The organism is Paenarthrobacter sp. AT5 (assembly GCF_032764245.1).
GTDB classification, from domain to species: domain Bacteria; phylum Actinomycetota; class Actinomycetes; order Actinomycetales; family Micrococcaceae; genus Arthrobacter; species Arthrobacter ureafaciens.
Genome location: NZ_CP136441.1, coordinates 658,400 through 673,484 on the forward strand (window position 1 = coordinate 658,400; position 15,085 = coordinate 673,484).

The following is a 15,085-nucleotide window of genomic DNA, read 5'->3' on the forward strand; positions in this document are numbered from 1 at the left end:
ACAGCGCTTCTACGCTTCGCTGGCCTGCAGTGTCCCCGCGGCGGCGGTCCGGACAGGCCTGCCGGCGTCGTCGAACTTCGCCCCCGCCCCCAGCTGGATAAACCGTACGGTGAGCGCCGTGGCGGTTTCGACGTCGGTGAGTGGCGATGGGAGCGGCGCGTCGCCGTCGGGCGTCTTGTTGCGTCGTGCGGCGCTGGCGGAGAGGGTGCCGTGAATGAGGCGCGCCAGCTGCGCCACGTCCACGTCCGGGAGGTAGTCCTGGCGAACCCCGTCCTTGAGGATGTCCTCGAGGAGGATGTTCAGCCCGCCCACGTGGTCTGCGAGTTTGGCGAAGGAGCCTGGGGAGAGCACAGCTGCCATCGCCGGCCCCGGCGGCAAGTGGCGGCGACTGAGGTCCTCCACTTGGGATCGGACGTAGAGGGCCAGCCGGTCCACCGGATTGTCCAGGGCTGCCAGGGAATCGCGCAGGTCCCCGATGAAACGCTCGGTCTCGTCCAAGGCGTACGCGATGAGCAGTTGCTCCATGTCCGCGTAGTAGTTGTAGACCGCAGTGCGTCCTACGCCTGCGTGGCGGGCGACGTCGGTCATGGTCAGGCCGGGAAGGCCGTGGGTGAACAGAAGCTCACCGAACGCGGTGAGGATACGACGTTGGGTCTCGGCGCGTTGGGCAGCGTTGGTGGCGGCCGTGATCCTTGGCATATAGACACTTTACCGTTATCTGTCAGCAAATACCCGTGAACCCTGCGGGGCGGAGGCGGGCGGAAACTCGCGTAGCATCGAGTCAACCGGATTGATTTCACCAAGGGGGACTGTTGCGGGCAACGGTCAAGGATGTAGCGCGCCGCGCGGGAGTGTCTCCCAAGACCGTTTCGAATGTGATGAACGGCGTGGTGCCCGTCAGTGCGCCCACGCGCTTCAAGGTCGAGCAGGCCATGCAGGAGCTCGACTACGTTCCCAACCTCTCTGCGCGGGGACTGCGCAACGGGCGCTCGGGCGTCATCGGCCTGGCCCTGCCGGATCTGGCCACTCCCTTTTCCGCCGAACTTGCCCACCATGTGGTGGAAGTTGCCCACGAACAAGGGTGGAGCGTGCAGATTGAGGAGACGGGGTTGGATCCGCAGCGGGAGCAGGATCTGATGACACGTGCCCGGTCCAACCTGATCGACGGCCTCATCCTCAACCCCGTGGTCCTTCAGGAAAGCGCCGTCAAGGTGGGCGTTTCCCTTCCTCCGGTAGTGCTGCTTGGCGAAGTCACCCAGCACATTGCCGATCGCGTGTTCGTGGACAGCATGGCTGCAGCGCGGGACATGACGCTCGCCCTGGCGAAACCGGGGCGCCGGAGGATTGCAGTCCTGGGCATCAATGCCGCCCGGCCTTCGTCAACCGCCATTCACCGCGCGGCCGGCTACGAGTCGGCCCTGGAGGCCTTGGGCATAGCGCCTGATGATGACCTGCTGATCCGCTGCGAGAAATGGACGTCCGAGTCCGCAGCTGCAGCACTTGATTCCTGGCTTGACTCGCACCCTGTTCCGGAGGCTTTGTTTTGTTTTACGGACTCCATGGCGCTGGGTGCGCTTAACGTCCTCTGGAAGCGGGGCATCCGGGTTCCCGATGATATTGCGGTGGCAGGATTCGACGACGTCGCGGACGGGCGTTTCGCTGTTCCGCCCCTCACTACTGTTTCCTTCGACCGGCGACTGGTAGCCTCCGAGGCCCTGCGACTGCTGACTGATCGAATGACGGACCGCGACTCCTCCCAGCGCGTGGTGCAGGTGGGTTACTCCATTGTGGAGAGGGGCAGCAGTACTCCGCGGGGGTAAGAGGCGTCGACGTATTTCTGTTTGCGCTAACAATTTTCTCTTGCCGCAATGATTACATCGTTGTAATGTGAGAGCTGCGTCACTCCGGCTCCACCCTTCTGCTGGACCTGACGCAAGGACACCGGGACTTTTTATGCAGTTGGCAGTGACTTTCAGCGGACCCATCCAAAGGAGTGACGGGTGAAGCAATTCGAAACCATAGCCGGGAGACAGGTATCCCGGAGGCAACTATTAGCCGGATCCGCGGCCCTCGGCAGTCTGGGCCTGATGGCCGGGCTGACTGGCTGCGGCGGAGCGGCCCAGGCGTCCCAGGCACGCGAGATCGGCTTTTGGCATCTGCTGTCCGGTGGCGACGGCATCAAAATGCAGGCGATGATCGCCACTGCCAACCAAGCCAACCCCGGCTTCAAAGTTCACCCCACCGTCCTGGCGTGGGGGCCGCCCTACTACACCAAGCTGGCCATGGCATCGGCCGGTGGCCGGCCTCCGGAACTGGCCATCATGCACGCAAGCCGCGTGCCAGGCTACGCGCCGGGCGGACTCATAGAACCCTGGGATCTGGACCTCCTCGCGGAGAACGGTGTGCGGGCCGAAGACTTCGCCTCGCGCATCTGGGAGAAGAGCCAGCAGGACGGCAAGGTCTTCTCCATTGCACTGGATTCGCACCCGTTCATCATGTTCTACAACACGGACGTGGCGGGCAAAGCGGGGCTCCTGGAAGCGGGCGGCCGGTTGAAAGAGGTCTCGACGCCGGATGACTTCAAGGCCATGGCGCTGGAGATGCAAAAGGTCACTAAAGGCCACGGTCTCTCTTTTGGATACCTCAACCTGGGCTCCCAGATGTGGCGCCTGTTCTACACACTCTACAAACAGCACGGCGCCGAGATCGTGCTGACTCCCGGCCAGCCCATGCAGGCCGACCGGGACGCTGCAATAGAGTCGCTGGAATTCATGGCCTCGCTCTTTGACGACACCATCGCAGCCAAGAGCGGCGACATCAATACCGGCATCGCGGAATTTGTCCGGGGTGATTCGGGAATGCTCTTCAGCGGTGGGTGGGAAATGCCCACCATGAAGAAGGCGAAGCTCCCAGTGGACGCCGTCACCATTCCCACTCTCTACGGGACACCGGCTGCGTACGCCGATTCGCACTCCTTTGTCCTTCCCCGGCAGCTCGTCGCGGATGAACAGAGCCGCAGGGACGCCTACAAGTTCGTCAGTGATGTCCTCAAGGGTTCGTTGTCCTGGGCTGAGGCAGGCCACATCCCGGCCTACCAGCCCATAGTGCAGTCGCAGGCCTACCGGGAACTTAGTCCACAGGCCCATTACGCCAATGCCGCGGACATCATCGCCTACGATCCCGAAGCCTGGTTCAGCGGCTCCGGCTCGGATTGGCAGACCTATTTTTCCGAGTACATCCAGAACGTTCTCCTGGGGCGCAACAAAGCAGCAGCAGGGTGGGACGGCTTCGTAGCCCGCACCAACGACCTCCTATTCCGGCCCAACCCGGTCTGACCGGCGCCGACACCCGAGCGACAAAGGAGTCCTTCATGAGTTCCTCTACACTGTCCCGGCAGGCCCGGACAACACCTCCGTCCGGCGTCAAGGCCGGCCCTTCCCTGCGCCGAAGCGGGGACAACGTGAGCGGCTGGGCATTCGCTGCCCCGTTCCTCGTGTTCTTCCTGGTATTCCTTGTATGGCCCATCCTGTACGGCTTCTACATGAGCCTGACGGGCAAATCCCTCACAGGGGCCAACGACGCAGTCATTGGCTTTGCCAACTACTCCGAGGCTTTCGCCGACGCAGGGATGTGGCGTTCCCTCGGCAACACGCTCTATTTCACGGTGATCAGCACTGTTCCCCTGGTGCTGGTTGCATTGGCCATGGCGGCGCTGTTGAACATCGGCCTCCCGGCCCAGTGGTTGTGGCGCTTGAGCTATTTTGCGCCCTTCCTCCTGGCCTCCACGGTGGTGTCCATGTTCTTCGTGTGGATGTACAACCCGCAGCTTGGACTGATCAACGACTTCCTGTCCAAGTTCGGCATCCCGAAAGTTGGATGGCTCAACGACCCCAATGTGGCCATGTGGTCAATCGTGATCGCAACGCTCTGGTGGACTGTGGGCTTCAATTTCCTGCTGTACCTGGCCGCAATGCAGAACATCCCCTCGCAGCACTATGAAGCCGCATCGCTGGATGGCGCAGGAGCCTGGCGGCAGTTCTTCTCCATCACCCTGCCCCAGCTCACGCCAACAACGGTCATGATCGTGCTGCTCCAGATTCTGGCTTCCCTCAAGATCTTCGACCAGATCTACCAGATGACAGCCGGCGGCCCGGGCGGCTCCACCCGGCCCGTGGTCCAGTACATCTTCGAAACCGGGTTCACCGGGTACCGGCTGGGATACTCCGCAGCCATCTCCTACATCTTCTTCGGACTGATCGTGATGGTGTCCGTCATGCAGTTCGTCATTACCCGCCGCAGGAGCGCTTAGCCATGGCAACCACAACCCTCACCCGTTCCACCCCGGCTGCAAGAGGCCAGGTCATCCGGCAACCGCGCCGGAAGCCCACCATCGGCAAGGCCGTCGCGGTCGCCGTCGCCGCCGTCCTCGCCCTCCTCTGGCTGGTTCCCTTCGCTTGGGCAGCGGTCACCGCTTTCAAGACCGAAGCGGATGCCTCGGCGCCCAAGGTCACCTGGATCCCGCCGTCGGGCTTTACCGCGGAGGCGTTCATCAACGTGTTCCAGGCTGGCAACATCCCGCTGTGGACGTGGAACTCGCTCTACACCTCGGCGGCAATCACGTTCATCACGCTGGTGATCTCCGCCCTGATCGCCTACGCCTTGTCAAGGATCGAGTTCAAGGGCAAGAAAGTCCTGATGACGGCAATTATCGCCAGCATCATCGTCCCGCCGCCCGTGCTCATGATTCCGCTGTTCTATCAAATGCTCGCTTTCAAGATGATCGATACGCCATGGGCCATCATTCTCCCGCAGGTAATCCACCCGGCCATGGTGTTCGTGCTGAAGAAGTTCTTCGACCAGATCCCGCGTGAACTTGAAGAAGCGGCAGTGATGGACGGGGCCAGCCGGCTCCGGATCTTCATGACGATCATCCTGCCGTTGTCCCGGCCCATCCTGGCTGCCGTCGCTATCTTCACGTTTATCGGTGCCTGGAACAACTTCCTGTGGCCGTTCATCTCCACCAACGACGATTCGCTGCTGACCCTCCCCGTGGGCCTTCAAACCATCAAGAGCGCCTATGGCGTGCAGTACGCGCAGAACATGGCGTCCGCGCTGCTCGCGGCGCTGCCGCTGATCGTCGTGTTCCTCTTCTTTCAGCGGCAGATCATCAAGGGCATCTCAACGACCGGACTCGCCGGAACCTGACCAGGCACCTGCCGAGCACGCCACAACCGATAAACCCAAACCTGACATTCAAAACCCGGATAAGAAACACACCCAAGGAGATTCATGTCCCGCGCACGCATTACGCTCGATCGCGACTTCACCGTAGGCGAGGTACCCCGCCGGCTTTTCGGTTCTTTCGTGGAACACATGGGCCGCTGTGTCTACACCGGCATCTACGAACCCGGCCACCCGGAGGCAGATGAGAAGGGCTTCCGCCAGGATGTCCTCAAGCTCGTCAAGGAACTCGGTGCCACCGTGATCCGCTACCCAGGCGGCAACTTCGTCTCCGGTTATAACTGGGAAGACGGCATCGGCCCCCGGGAGGACCGGCCGCGCCGCCTGGACGGAGCCTGGCACACCGTGGAGACCAACGCATTCGGCCTCCACGAGTTCGTGGACTGGTCCCGGCAGGCCGGCACCGAAATCATGGAGGCCATCAACCTGGGGACCAAGGGAGTGGATGCTGCCCGCCAGATCGTGGAATACGCCAACCACCCCGGCGGCAGCTACTGGTCCGACCTCCGGGCCAGGAATGGCCACAAGGACCCGTTCGACATCAAGCTGTGGTGCCTCGGCAACGAGATGGACGGGCCGTGGCAGATCGGGCACAAGACCGCCGAGGAATATGGCCGGTTGGCACAGGAAGCTGCCAAAGCAATGCGCTTCGTGGATCCCACCATTGAGTTAGTGGCCTGCGGAAGTTCCAACTCCGGGATGCCCACGTTCGGAGCGTGGGAGCAAACGGTGCTCACCCACACCTATGACGAGGTGGACTACGTTTCCCTCCACGCCTACTACCAGGAGCACGACGGCGACGTCGGCAGCTTCCTCGCTTCCGCCGTCGACACCGACTACTTCATCGAGTCGGTGGTGGCGACCGCCGACGCTGTCCGGGCCAAGGGCAAGCACAAGAAGCACATCAACCTGTCCTTCGACGAGTGGAACGTCTGGTACCAGCGCGGCCGGGACACCGAGGACCAGTTGAGTAACATCGTCAAGGGCCCGTGGGTTGAACACCCGCGGGTGATCGAGGACAAGTACAACGTCACCGACGCCGTGGTGGTGGGGACTCTGCTGAACTCGTTGCTGCGGCACGGCGACCGCGTGAAGATCGCCAACCAGGCGCAGCTGGTCAACGTGATCGCGCCGATCTTCAGCGAGGCCAACGGACCGGCGTGGAAGCAGTCCATCTTCCACCCGTTCGCACGCATGGCCGAGCTGGCCAAGGGGCAGATCCTGCAGCTGTCCGTGAACTCGGACAAGTACTCGAACGCGCGTTTCGGCGACACCGACCTGGTGGACGTCAGCGCCACGTGGAACGAGGAAACGGGCCGGGTTGCCTTGTTCTTCGCCAACCGCGGACTGGAGGAGGCCGCCGACGTCGAGGCAGCCCTGCATGGTTTCGACGCCCGCCAGGTTCTTCGGGCCGAGGTCCTGGAAATACCCGACGGCGGGGACCGCTTCACCATCAACAGCCAGTCCCAGCCGGACCGGGTGGGGCTGACGCCACTGGAAGGCGTCAAGGCCTCCGGTTCCGAGCTGCGGCTGACGCTGCCCGCTTTGTCCTGGGCCGTCGTCGAACTCGAGGTGGCGAAAGCCTAGCCCCCGCACCCAACCGGGCGGCACCCAACCGGGTCGCAGTTGAGCGCATTTTGAGCCGTCAAAACGCGCTTAACTGCGACCTACTTGGGGGGAGTACGACGGCGGGTGGGTCAGTTGACGGCGCAGCCGTCCGGGCCGCAGGCCTCGGCGTCGGAGGATCCCACCGGGATCAGCGGGTTGGCTTCCTGCCACGCCTGGTTGAGGGCTTGGGAGAAGAGCTCGGCCGGCTGGGCGCCGGAGATGCCGTACTTGCGGTCGATGACGAAGAACGGGACGCCGGTGACGCCGATGGCGCGGGCCTCGTTGATGTCCATGGTGACCTGTTCGCTGAACTTGTCCGTGGTGAAGAGTTCAGCCACCTCATCGGCCGGAAGATCCAGCGCCTCACCGAGCCCGGTCAGGTACTCCTGGCTTCCGATGTCCTTGCCGTGCTCAAAGTGGTCGCTGAGCAGGCGCTCCTTCGCCAGGTCCTGCTTGCCGTGGGTGGCTGCCAAATGGATGAGCCGGTGGGCCGTGAAGCTGTTGGCCACCACAACGCTGTCAAAGTGGTAATCCAGCCCTTCGTCCTTCGCAGTCTGCGTGACGTGGGCGAACATCTGCTTGACCTGCTCCGGAGCCATGCCCTTGCGCTTGCTCAGGTAGTCCAGTTCGGTACCGTCGTAGTGTTCGGGGACGGAAGGATCCAGTTGGTAGCTCCGCCATTCCACCTCCACCGAATCGCGATGCGGGAACTGTGCAAGGGCACTTTCAAAACGGCGCTTGCCGATGTAGCACCACGGGCAGGCGACGTCGGACCAGATCTCAATCTTCATGCCTGCGTCAACCGGGGCAGCACAGGGAGCATTCCGGCAACAGGCTGTTATTTTCCTCACGGGGCTAATAGCCTTGATCCGGGTTAGGAAGTCAGCCCGCTGTGTATGGGGGTTATGCGCGGAGGCATGGATGCGCATTGGACTTATTGTTGGACCCTGGTTCACCGTCCCGCCGGAGAAATACGGCGGAACCGAGCGCGTCGTGGATGCCCTTGCGCGGGCGCTCAGCGACGCCGGGCACGACGTTCTCCTCGCGGCGTCGTCGGACAGTACCTGTCCGGTACCCCAACTGGACGGGCTGGGTCCCAGCCGTCCGGGCGAACTCGGGGAGACGCTGAGCGAACTGGAACACATCATCAAGGCCTATGCGGGCATGGGCGAGGTGGATATCATCCATGACCACACCCTGGGCGGGCCCCTGTACGGGCACAGGCCCCCGGGCGTTCCGGTGGTTACCACCATCCACGGACCGCTGAATGAGCAATCGGCGGTGCTGTACCGGGCCATGGCATCAGACACGGCGGTGATCGCCATTTCCCACTGCCAGCGGTCCCGGGTGCCCGATGTTCCGATGTCGGCCGTGATCCATCACGGATTGGATCTCTCCACGGTGTCCGTCGGCAGCGGCAGCGGAGGCTACGCTTGCTTCGTTGGCCGCATGTGCCCGGACAAAGGGCTCATGGAGGCGGTGGGGATCGCCCGGGAAGCCGGGATACCCCTGCGGATCGCCGCCAAGATGCACGCCAAGGACGAACAGCGTTTCTACCAGGAAGTGGTGAAGCCTGCGCTGGGCCCACAGGAGGAGTTCCTGGGTGAGCTGGCTGATCCGGAGAAGTACCAGCTGATGGGTGACGCCGCCGTCCTCATCAATCCGATTCAATGGCACGAACCGTTCGGGCTGGTGATGATCGAGGCATTGGCCACCGGAACCCCGGTCATTGCTACGCCCATGGGTGCAGCCCCGGAGATCATCCAGCACGGCAAGACCGGATTCCTGGGCGACGTCCACCAGCTGGCCGGTTTCGTGGACGCCGCAACGAAGCTTAGCCGCGCCGAATGCCGGAGAGCCGTTGAGGGGTACTTCAGTGCAGGCCGGATGGCAGCGGAACATCTGGAGCTCTACGCGCGGGTGATCGAACAATTCAAGGGCAAGGGGGTTACGGGCGGGCCTTACGTGAAAGAGAATCAAAGGCAGGCCTCTTAAAACCGCAGCTAAGGAGCCCCACCGCCCATGACAGCCTGGAATGCAGATACAGAAGCAGGAGCGTCCGAACTGGGGGCGGTGACGGTCGTCGAAGGCTCTTCCTTCTGCATCTCATCCCATACAGGTGACGTCCACGCCGGGGGTTCGCAGGGCGCTTACTACCAGGACACCCGAATCGTCTCCCGCTGGGTACTGCGCATCAACGGCGAACCGCGCGAGCCCTTGGTGGCCCGCAATCCGACGGCTTTCCAAGCAGAATATGTGGGCCGGGCCTGCACTGAGGACGGCCGGTTCGAGAGCCCGTTGCTGGTCCAGCACCAGCGCAGCATCGGCTCGGGACTTCGGGATGACATCACTATCCGGAACTACTCCAGCGAGCCGTCCAACTGCACCATCGAAGTGATCCTCGACGCCGATCTTGCGGACCTTTTTGACGTCAAGGGTGGTCGCGCCGGACACGTTGACGGGACCCTGAAGACCGCGCATGAGGACCGGTTGTACATCGAGTCCCGCCACTCAAACGGACAGCAGCGGGGCGTTTCCTTCCACGCAGAGGGGGCAAAGGTCACCGAGGAAGGGCTGACGTTCAATGTCACTATCCCTGCCAGGACCGACTGGACCGCCACTGTGATTGCCCTGCCCATCACCAATGGGAAAGAACCGGAAAATCCCTTTACCGCGGCGACGCCGCTCAGCCACAGCGTCGGCGCGCAACGCCATGAACAGTGGGAGGAGCACGTTCCCCGCATCCGCGTTACCGACATCAACGTCACCGGTGTGCTGGAGAAGAGCCAGCGCGACCTCGGCTCCCTGCGGATCTTCGACGCGAAACACCCCGACCGTGCTGCCGTAGCGGCCGGAGCGCCCTGGTTCATGGCGTTGTTCGGCAGGGACTCGCTGCTGGCCTCCTACATGTCACTCATGGTCGACCCCAGCCTCGCCGCCGGCACCCTGCAAACGTTGGCAGGCCTGCAGGGGACCAAAGTGGACATCGACTCCGAAGAGGAGCCGGGACGGATACCCCACGAAGTCAGGCTCGGGGTGACTGCGGGGCTCTCGCTCGGCGGCACAGCCTACTACGGGACAGCCGATGCCACACCGCTCTTCGTCTCCACCCTGGGCGAACTCAGCCGCTGGGGACTGGGGTCGGACATCATCGAATCCCTGCTCCCGCATGCCGACCGGGCGATCGAGTGGATGGAGAAGTACGGCGACCGCGACGGCGATGGGTTCATCGAGTACCAGAGGCCGAACCCCCACGGCCTGATCAACCAAGGGTGGAAGGACTCATGGGACGGCATCAACTTCGCCGACGGAACCATGGCGGAGGCGCCGATCGCACTCTGCGAAGTCCAGGCTTACGCCTATGCGGCGTACGTGGGCCGTTCCCTGCTGGCACGCGCGGCGGGGGACACCGCCGTCGAACGCCGCTGCGCGGACCGGGCCGAGGCACTCAAGGAGGCCTTCAACAAGACTTTCTGGCTGCCGGACAAGGGCTATTACGCGCTCGCCCTGGACAAGGACAAGAAGCCCGTGGATTCGTGCACGTCCAATATGGGCCACTGCCTGTGGGTTGGCATCGTGGACGAAGACAAAGCGCCGCTGGTGGCCGAGCGGCTCATGTCGCCTGAAATGTTCACCGGCTGGGGGATCCGCACCCTCGCCTCGGACATGGGGGCCTACAACCCCGTCAGCTACCACAACGGTTCGGTGTGGCCCCACGACACGGCGATCGTCGCCACCGGATTGATGCGATATGGCTTCGTTGAGGAAGCCAGTCGCGTTGCCAGCGGATTGTTCGACGCCGCCAAGCACTTCGGCGGCCGGCTTCCGGAACTTTTCTGCGGCTTTGACCGCTCGGACTTTCCGGAGCCCGTTCCCTATCCGACGGCGTGTTCCCCGCAGGCATGGGCGGCTGCGGCTCCGGTGCAGCTCGCCAGGATCCTGCTGCGCTTCGATCCGGACTTCACCCGGGACGTGCTGCACCTGGCACCGATACTCCCCGCATCCTTCGGGACGTTCAGCGCTGACAACGTCTTGCTGGGTGACTCACGGATCACCATCGAGGCAGCCGGGCCCACGGGGTCGGTGGCGGGGTTGCCGGAAAACCTGCGGCTGCGCAACGATCCGCGGCCGCCGTTGGCCGGGGACCTGTTCGGCTAGACCGCGTACTCCATGACGAAGTCGTGCTCCACGGTGTTGCCCAGCTGGAATGACTTGGTGCCCACCCGTTCGAAGCCGTTCTTCTCGTAGAAACGGATGGCCTTGGCGTTCTGGCTGTTGACTCCGAGCCACACACCGGCCGCTCCCTTGTCTGCCGCATCGGCAAGGGAGGCCTTCATGAGCCGGGCAGCTGCGCCGTGGCCGTGGTGTTCGGGATGGACGTAGCACTTGCTGAGTTCGGTGGAAGGCTGGGCTGAGAGGACCGAGGCCACATCGGGGTCGCTGGCGGGCTTGGCGATGAGCATGGTGTAGCCGTTCAGTTGGCCGGCGTCATCGAGCACCAGGATGGTGATGTTCGCGTCCGCGAGGTACTCGGCGAACCTGGCCTCGCTCAGGTGCTTCTCCAGATGGGCCTGGATGTCCTCCGGGGAGGAGCCCGGCGGGCACGCCAGCGGAAAGGTGACGGCCGCAAGCTCAGCGAGCTTCCCGGCGTCGTTGCTTGTAGCGGTGCGGATAGTCTCGGTCAACGCAGTGTCCCTCCAGGAGTCGGGTACGGAAAATGCCCCCAAGAACGCATCTTAGGGGCATTTTCCGTGCGCAAAACCCCTAGTCGGCTTTGACTGCCAGCACCGGGCAGTCCGCTTCCAGCAGGATCCGTTGGGAGACGCTGCCCATGATGAGCTTTCCAACGGGGCTGCGCCGACGCAGTCCGATCACGATCAGATCCGCGTCGTGTTCATCTGCGGCATCCAGGACCTCGGCCGCCGCGTCATGGCCACGAACCGGTTGCGTGATGGTGTGGCTGATGCCTTGCGTTGCAAGCCGTTGCTCGATTCCCTGGATGTCCGGCTCCTGGGCGTAGCGGTTGTCCACCAGGGCATCGCCCTTCGAGGAATTGATGACGAGGAGGTGGTTGTTGCTCTTCTTTGCCTCGGCGATGGCCTGCGTCAGGGCGGCCTCACCTTCCGGCGTGGGGACGTATCCCACCACGATGGTCATGGGTTCTCCTGTTTCTTGGTGTTAGTCGCTGTAGTCCGCAGCACCGGAATTGGCGGGAAGCAGCGGGTCCTTGGCTGGACGTTTGGGCCGGATGAGCTTGTACGCAAACGGCCAAACCAGCACGATCGCAACGATGATGTACACAACGATCGCGATCGGCTCGCTGAAGAGCCCGGCGGGGTCGCCGGCGCTCAGTTGCAGGGTCTTGCGGAGTTGGCCTTCGATCCGCGGGCCGAGGATGACGCCGAGGATCAAGGGCAGGACAGGGAGGCCGAAGCGGCGCATCATGAAGCCCAGGGCACCGAGGACCAGCAGGATCACCAGGTCGAACGCCTGCAGGTTCACCGAGTAGGCGCCCAACGTGGCGAAGAACAGGATTCCTGCGTACAAGTAGGGCCGCGGGAGTTGGAGCAGTTTGGCCCACAGCGGAGCCAGCGGCAGGTTGATGAGCAACAGCAGCAGGTTGCCGATGAACAGGCTGGCGATCAGGGCCCACACCAGCGGTCCCTGGCTGGCAAAGAGCTGCGGTCCCGGCTGGATGCCGTAGGTGGTGAAGGCTGCGAGCATGACGGCGGCCGTTGCGTTGGTGGGCAGGCCCAGCGCCAGCATGGGGGTCAGGGTGCCTGCGGCGGCTGCGTTGTTGGCGGCTTCCGGACCGGCGACGCCCTCGATTGCACCCTTTCCGAACTCCTCGGGGTGCTTGCTTAGCCGCTTCTCCGTGACGTAGGAGAGGAAGGTGGGGATCTCCGCTCCGCCTGCGGGAAGGGCGCCGAACGGGAAGCCGAACGCGGTGCCGCGGAGCCACGGCTTCCAGGAACGGCTCCAGTCCTTCTTCCCCATCCAGGGGCGGCCTACGGGAATGATGTGCAATGGGCTGCGGCGAAGGTGGGCGGCTACCCAGAGGGCCTCACCAACAGCAAAGATGGCGACGGCGACAACCACAATGTCCAGGCCGTCGGCCAGGAGCGGCTGGCCGAAGGTCAAACGGCGCTGGCCGGTGACCGAATCGATGCCCACCAGGCCGATGGCCAGTCCGAGTGCCAGTGATGCGAAGCCGCGGAGCCTGGACGAACCAAGGACTGCCGTGACTGCGAGCAGGGCCAGGACCATGATGGCGAAGTAGCTGGGGGCGCCAAGGCTGACGGCGAACTTGACCACGATCGGCGCGAAGACGGCCAACAAGGCGGTGCCGATGGTGCCGGCAACGAACGAGCCGATGGCTGCCGTGGCCAGCGCTTGGGCGGCCCGCCCGGCCTTGGCCATCTTGTTGCCTTCAATCGCTGTGACAACGGAGGATGACTCACCCGGGGTGTTGAGCAGGATGGAGGTGGTGGAACCGCCGTACATGCCGCCGTAGTAGATGCCGGCGAACATGATGAAAGCGCTGGTAGGTTCCAACGCGTACGTCACGGGCAGGAGCAGGGCCACGGTCATGGCCGGTCCCAGGCCGGGGAGGACACCAACGGCGGTGCCGAGGAGTACGCCGATCATGGCGTACAGGAGGTTCATGGGGGTCAGGGCGGTGGCAAAACCGTCCATCAGCGAGGACAGGACGTCCATCAGAGGATTCCTTCCAGAAGCCCGGCGGGCAGTGCAATGCCCAGGCCGAGGTAGAAGCCGTAGAAGGTCAGCAGGGAGAGTGCCAGGGCAATCAGGCCGTCACGGACATAGCGCCGGCTGCCCAGGGCCAAAACGCTGCCCCAGAAGAGGAGAGTTCCGGAGATCACCCATCCGGCCCAGTCAATGAGCAGGATGTTCAGGATGAAGGCGCCCGCCAAGGGGAGGACCGTCTTCCAATCGGCGGGGTGCGCCAGGTCGACGTCTTCGCCGCCTTCGGCTTCACCCTTGCCGCCGCGGAGGACGTTGATGGCCAGCAGAACGGCACAAACCAGCAAGAGGCCTGCGACGATGAACGGCACAGTCTTGGGCCCAACCGGGTCCGATTTGGAGTACGGGGTGGCCAGGCCGTTGGCGTCCAGGAAGACCAGGACCCCGGCCGCGCCGAGCAGGAGGGAAACTCCCAGCTCGGCGCGGCCCTTGAGGCCTTTTACTGCAGTGCTCACGCCAAGCCAAGCTTGGTGAGGACGTCGGCCACCCGCTTGTCCTGGTCGGTCAGGAAGGTCTGGAACTCGTCACCGGTGATGAAGGCGTCCGTCCAGCTGTGGGTCTTCAGGGCTTCCTTCCATCCTGCGGATTCGTGCATCTTTTCCAAGGCCGCGATCAGGGACTTCTTGTCCTCATCGCTGATGCCCGGAGGTGCCACAACGCCACGCCAGTTGGTGAAGACGAGGTCGATGTTGGACTCCTTGAGCGTTGGTGCGTCCACGCCGTCCAACCGCTTTTCGCCGCTGGTAGCCAGAACGCGGACTTCGCCGGACTTGATCTGCTCCAGGTACTCGCCGGCTCCGGACGCTGCGAAGCCCAGCTTGTTGCCGAGGATCGCAGGCAGGAGGTCCCCACCGCCGTCGTAGGAAACGAAGTTCACCTTGGTAGCGTCGATGCCCACGGCACCGGCCAGCTGCATGGGCAGGAGGTGGTCCGGGCCGCCCGGCGAGGAGCCGCCGCCCACGGAAATGGAAGCGGGATCGGCCTTCCATGCCTTCACCAGGTCATCGATGGTCTTGTACGGGGAGTCCTTGCTGACCATGATGGCGCCGGGTTCCTCGATCAAGCGTGCCAGGGGAGTGGTCTGGGTCAGTTTGGATTCCGACTTGTTGGTGTAGCTGGCTCCCACCACGCCCAGGCCCATGAGCATGGCCAGATCGCCGTTGCCCTTCTCGTTGACCACGCGCGCCAGGCCCACGGTGCCGCCTGCTCCGGCCAAGTTGAAGACCTCGGTGTTGCTGGCGATCTTTTCGTTGTCCAGGACCTTGGCCGCGGCCCGGGCGGTGGTGTCGTATCCGCCGCCGGGGGTGTTGGGGACCATGATTTGCAGACCGCTGATGGGTTTGGCCGCACCGGTGCTTTCGGTGCCGGTGGAGCTCTTGCTGGTGGCACCACAACCGGTAGCCATCAGGGCGATGCCGGCTGCAACGGCGGCAATGCGCAATGCGCGGATCTGGCGCATGATGTTCCTCTT

14 protein-coding genes are annotated in these 15,085 nt (G+C 63.6%); 7 read left to right on the plus strand and 7 right to left on the minus strand.

What is annotated here, in order from left to right:
* Positions 1–9: 9 nt before the first annotated feature.
* Positions 10–699 carry a TetR/AcrR family transcriptional regulator gene (locus RI444_RS03165; RefSeq protein ID WP_021471643.1) on the minus strand — a complete coding sequence of 230 codons (690 nt, stop codon included), beginning with the start codon at positions 697–699 and terminating at the stop codon, positions 10–12.
* Between the two features lie 113 nt (positions 700–812).
* Between RI444_RS03165 and RI444_RS03170 the strand changes: the two genes are divergently transcribed.
* The 5 genes from RI444_RS03170 (at position 813) to RI444_RS03190 (ending at position 6,828) form a co-directional block, all read left to right on the plus strand.
* On the plus strand, positions 813–1,820 hold the full coding sequence (locus tag RI444_RS03170; protein WP_031216272.1) for a LacI family DNA-binding transcriptional regulator: 1,008 nt from the start codon (positions 813–815) through the stop codon (positions 1,818–1,820).
* A gap of 180 nt (positions 1,821–2,000) precedes the next feature.
* Positions 2,001–3,335, plus strand: coding sequence for an extracellular solute-binding protein (locus tag RI444_RS03175; RefSeq protein WP_069696320.1), 1,335 nt, complete (start codon positions 2,001–2,003; stop codon positions 3,333–3,335).
* A gap of 35 nt (positions 3,336–3,370) precedes the next feature.
* On the plus strand, positions 3,371–4,309 hold the full coding sequence (locus RI444_RS03180; RefSeq protein ID WP_069696321.1) for a carbohydrate ABC transporter permease: 939 nt from the start codon (positions 3,371–3,373) through the stop codon (positions 4,307–4,309).
* Between the two features lie 2 nt (positions 4,310–4,311).
* The gene (locus RI444_RS03185) at positions 4,312–5,205 is read left to right on the plus strand and encodes a carbohydrate ABC transporter permease (protein WP_021471639.1); all 894 of its coding nucleotides are present in this window, start codon (positions 4,312–4,314) and stop codon (positions 5,203–5,205) included.
* Positions 5,206–5,289: 84 nt separating this feature from the next.
* The gene (locus RI444_RS03190) at positions 5,290–6,828 is read left to right on the plus strand and encodes an alpha-N-arabinofuranosidase (protein WP_021471638.1); all 1,539 of its coding nucleotides are present in this window, start codon (positions 5,290–5,292) and stop codon (positions 6,826–6,828) included.
* Positions 6,829–6,938: 110 nt separating this feature from the next.
* Here RI444_RS03190 and RI444_RS03195 read toward each other — a convergent pair whose 3' ends face one another.
* Positions 6,939–7,640, minus strand: a complete 702-nt coding sequence (locus RI444_RS03195) for a DsbA family protein (protein WP_021471637.1) — start codon at positions 7,638–7,640, stop codon at positions 6,939–6,941.
* A 130-nt stretch (positions 7,641–7,770) separates the two neighbouring features.
* On the opposite strand from RI444_RS03195, the gene RI444_RS03200 reads away from it, so the two are divergent.
* Both RI444_RS03200 and RI444_RS03205 read left to right on the plus strand, forming a co-directional pair.
* On the plus strand, positions 7,771–8,844 hold the full coding sequence (locus tag RI444_RS03200; protein WP_207605139.1) for a glycosyltransferase family 4 protein: 1,074 nt from the start codon (positions 7,771–7,773) through the stop codon (positions 8,842–8,844).
* A gap of 27 nt (positions 8,845–8,871) precedes the next feature.
* Positions 8,872–11,007, plus strand: coding sequence for an amylo-alpha-1,6-glucosidase (locus RI444_RS03205; RefSeq protein WP_207605138.1), 2,136 nt, complete (start codon positions 8,872–8,874; stop codon positions 11,005–11,007).
* Here RI444_RS03205 and RI444_RS03210 read toward each other — a convergent pair.
* The 5 genes from RI444_RS03210 to RI444_RS03230 all read right to left on the minus strand — a co-directional run bounded on the left by RI444_RS03210 (position 11,004) and on the right by RI444_RS03230 (position 15,073).
* The gene (locus RI444_RS03210) at positions 11,004–11,534 is read right to left on the minus strand and encodes a GNAT family N-acetyltransferase (RefSeq protein ID WP_021471634.1); all 531 of its coding nucleotides are present in this window, start codon (positions 11,532–11,534) and stop codon (positions 11,004–11,006) included. The genes RI444_RS03205 and RI444_RS03210 overlap by 4 nt on opposite strands.
* Positions 11,535–11,613: 79 nt before the next feature.
* Positions 11,614–12,006 (minus strand): universal stress protein, encoded by a 393-nt coding sequence (locus RI444_RS03215; RefSeq protein ID WP_062095095.1) that lies wholly within the window; start codon positions 12,004–12,006, stop codon positions 11,614–11,616.
* 21 nt (positions 12,007–12,027) lie between these two features.
* A complete protein-coding gene (locus RI444_RS03220; protein ID WP_021471632.1) occupies positions 12,028–13,566 on the minus strand; it encodes a tripartite tricarboxylate transporter permease in 1,539 nt (512 codons plus the stop codon).
* Positions 13,566–14,069, minus strand: coding sequence for a tripartite tricarboxylate transporter TctB family protein (locus tag RI444_RS03225; protein ID WP_021471631.1), 504 nt, complete (start codon positions 14,067–14,069; stop codon positions 13,566–13,568). Before RI444_RS03225 ends, RI444_RS03220 begins: the two co-directional genes overlap by 1 nt.
* Positions 14,066–15,073, minus strand: a complete 1,008-nt coding sequence (locus RI444_RS03230) for a Bug family tripartite tricarboxylate transporter substrate binding protein (RefSeq protein ID WP_021471630.1) — start codon at positions 15,071–15,073, stop codon at positions 14,066–14,068. Before RI444_RS03230 ends, RI444_RS03225 begins: the two co-directional genes overlap by 4 nt.
* Positions 15,074–15,085 lie beyond the last annotated feature (12 nt).

Excerpts from the sequence above, each read along its gene's own strand:
- RI444_RS03165 (WP_021471643.1), bottom strand. The coding sequence starts at position 699 with ATGCCAAGGATCACGGCCGCCACCAACGCTGCCCAACGCGCCGAGACC.
- RI444_RS03180 (WP_069696321.1), top strand. The coding sequence starts at position 3,371 with ATGAGTTCCTCTACACTGTCCCGGCAGGCCCGGACAACACCTCCGTCC.
- RI444_RS03185 (WP_021471639.1), top strand. The coding sequence starts at position 4,312 with ATGGCAACCACAACCCTCACCCGTTCCACCCCGGCTGCAAGAGGCCAG.
- RI444_RS03190 (WP_021471638.1), top strand. The coding sequence starts at position 5,290 with ATGTCCCGCGCACGCATTACGCTCGATCGCGACTTCACCGTAGGCGAG.
- RI444_RS03195 (WP_021471637.1), bottom strand. The coding sequence starts at position 7,640 with ATGAAGATTGAGATCTGGTCCGACGTCGCCTGCCCGTGGTGCTACATC.
- RI444_RS03200 (WP_207605139.1), top strand. The coding sequence starts at position 7,771 with ATGCGCATTGGACTTATTGTTGGACCCTGGTTCACCGTCCCGCCGGAG.
- RI444_RS03205 (WP_207605138.1), top strand. The coding sequence starts at position 8,872 with ATGACAGCCTGGAATGCAGATACAGAAGCAGGAGCGTCCGAACTGGGG.
- RI444_RS03215 (WP_062095095.1), bottom strand. The coding sequence starts at position 12,006 with ATGACCATCGTGGTGGGATACGTCCCCACGCCGGAAGGTGAGGCCGCC.
- RI444_RS03220 (WP_021471632.1), bottom strand. The coding sequence starts at position 13,566 with ATGGACGTCCTGTCCTCGCTGATGGACGGTTTTGCCACCGCCCTGACC.
- RI444_RS03230 (WP_021471630.1), bottom strand. The coding sequence starts at position 15,073 with ATGCGCCAGATCCGCGCATTGCGCATTGCCGCCGTTGCAGCCGGCATC.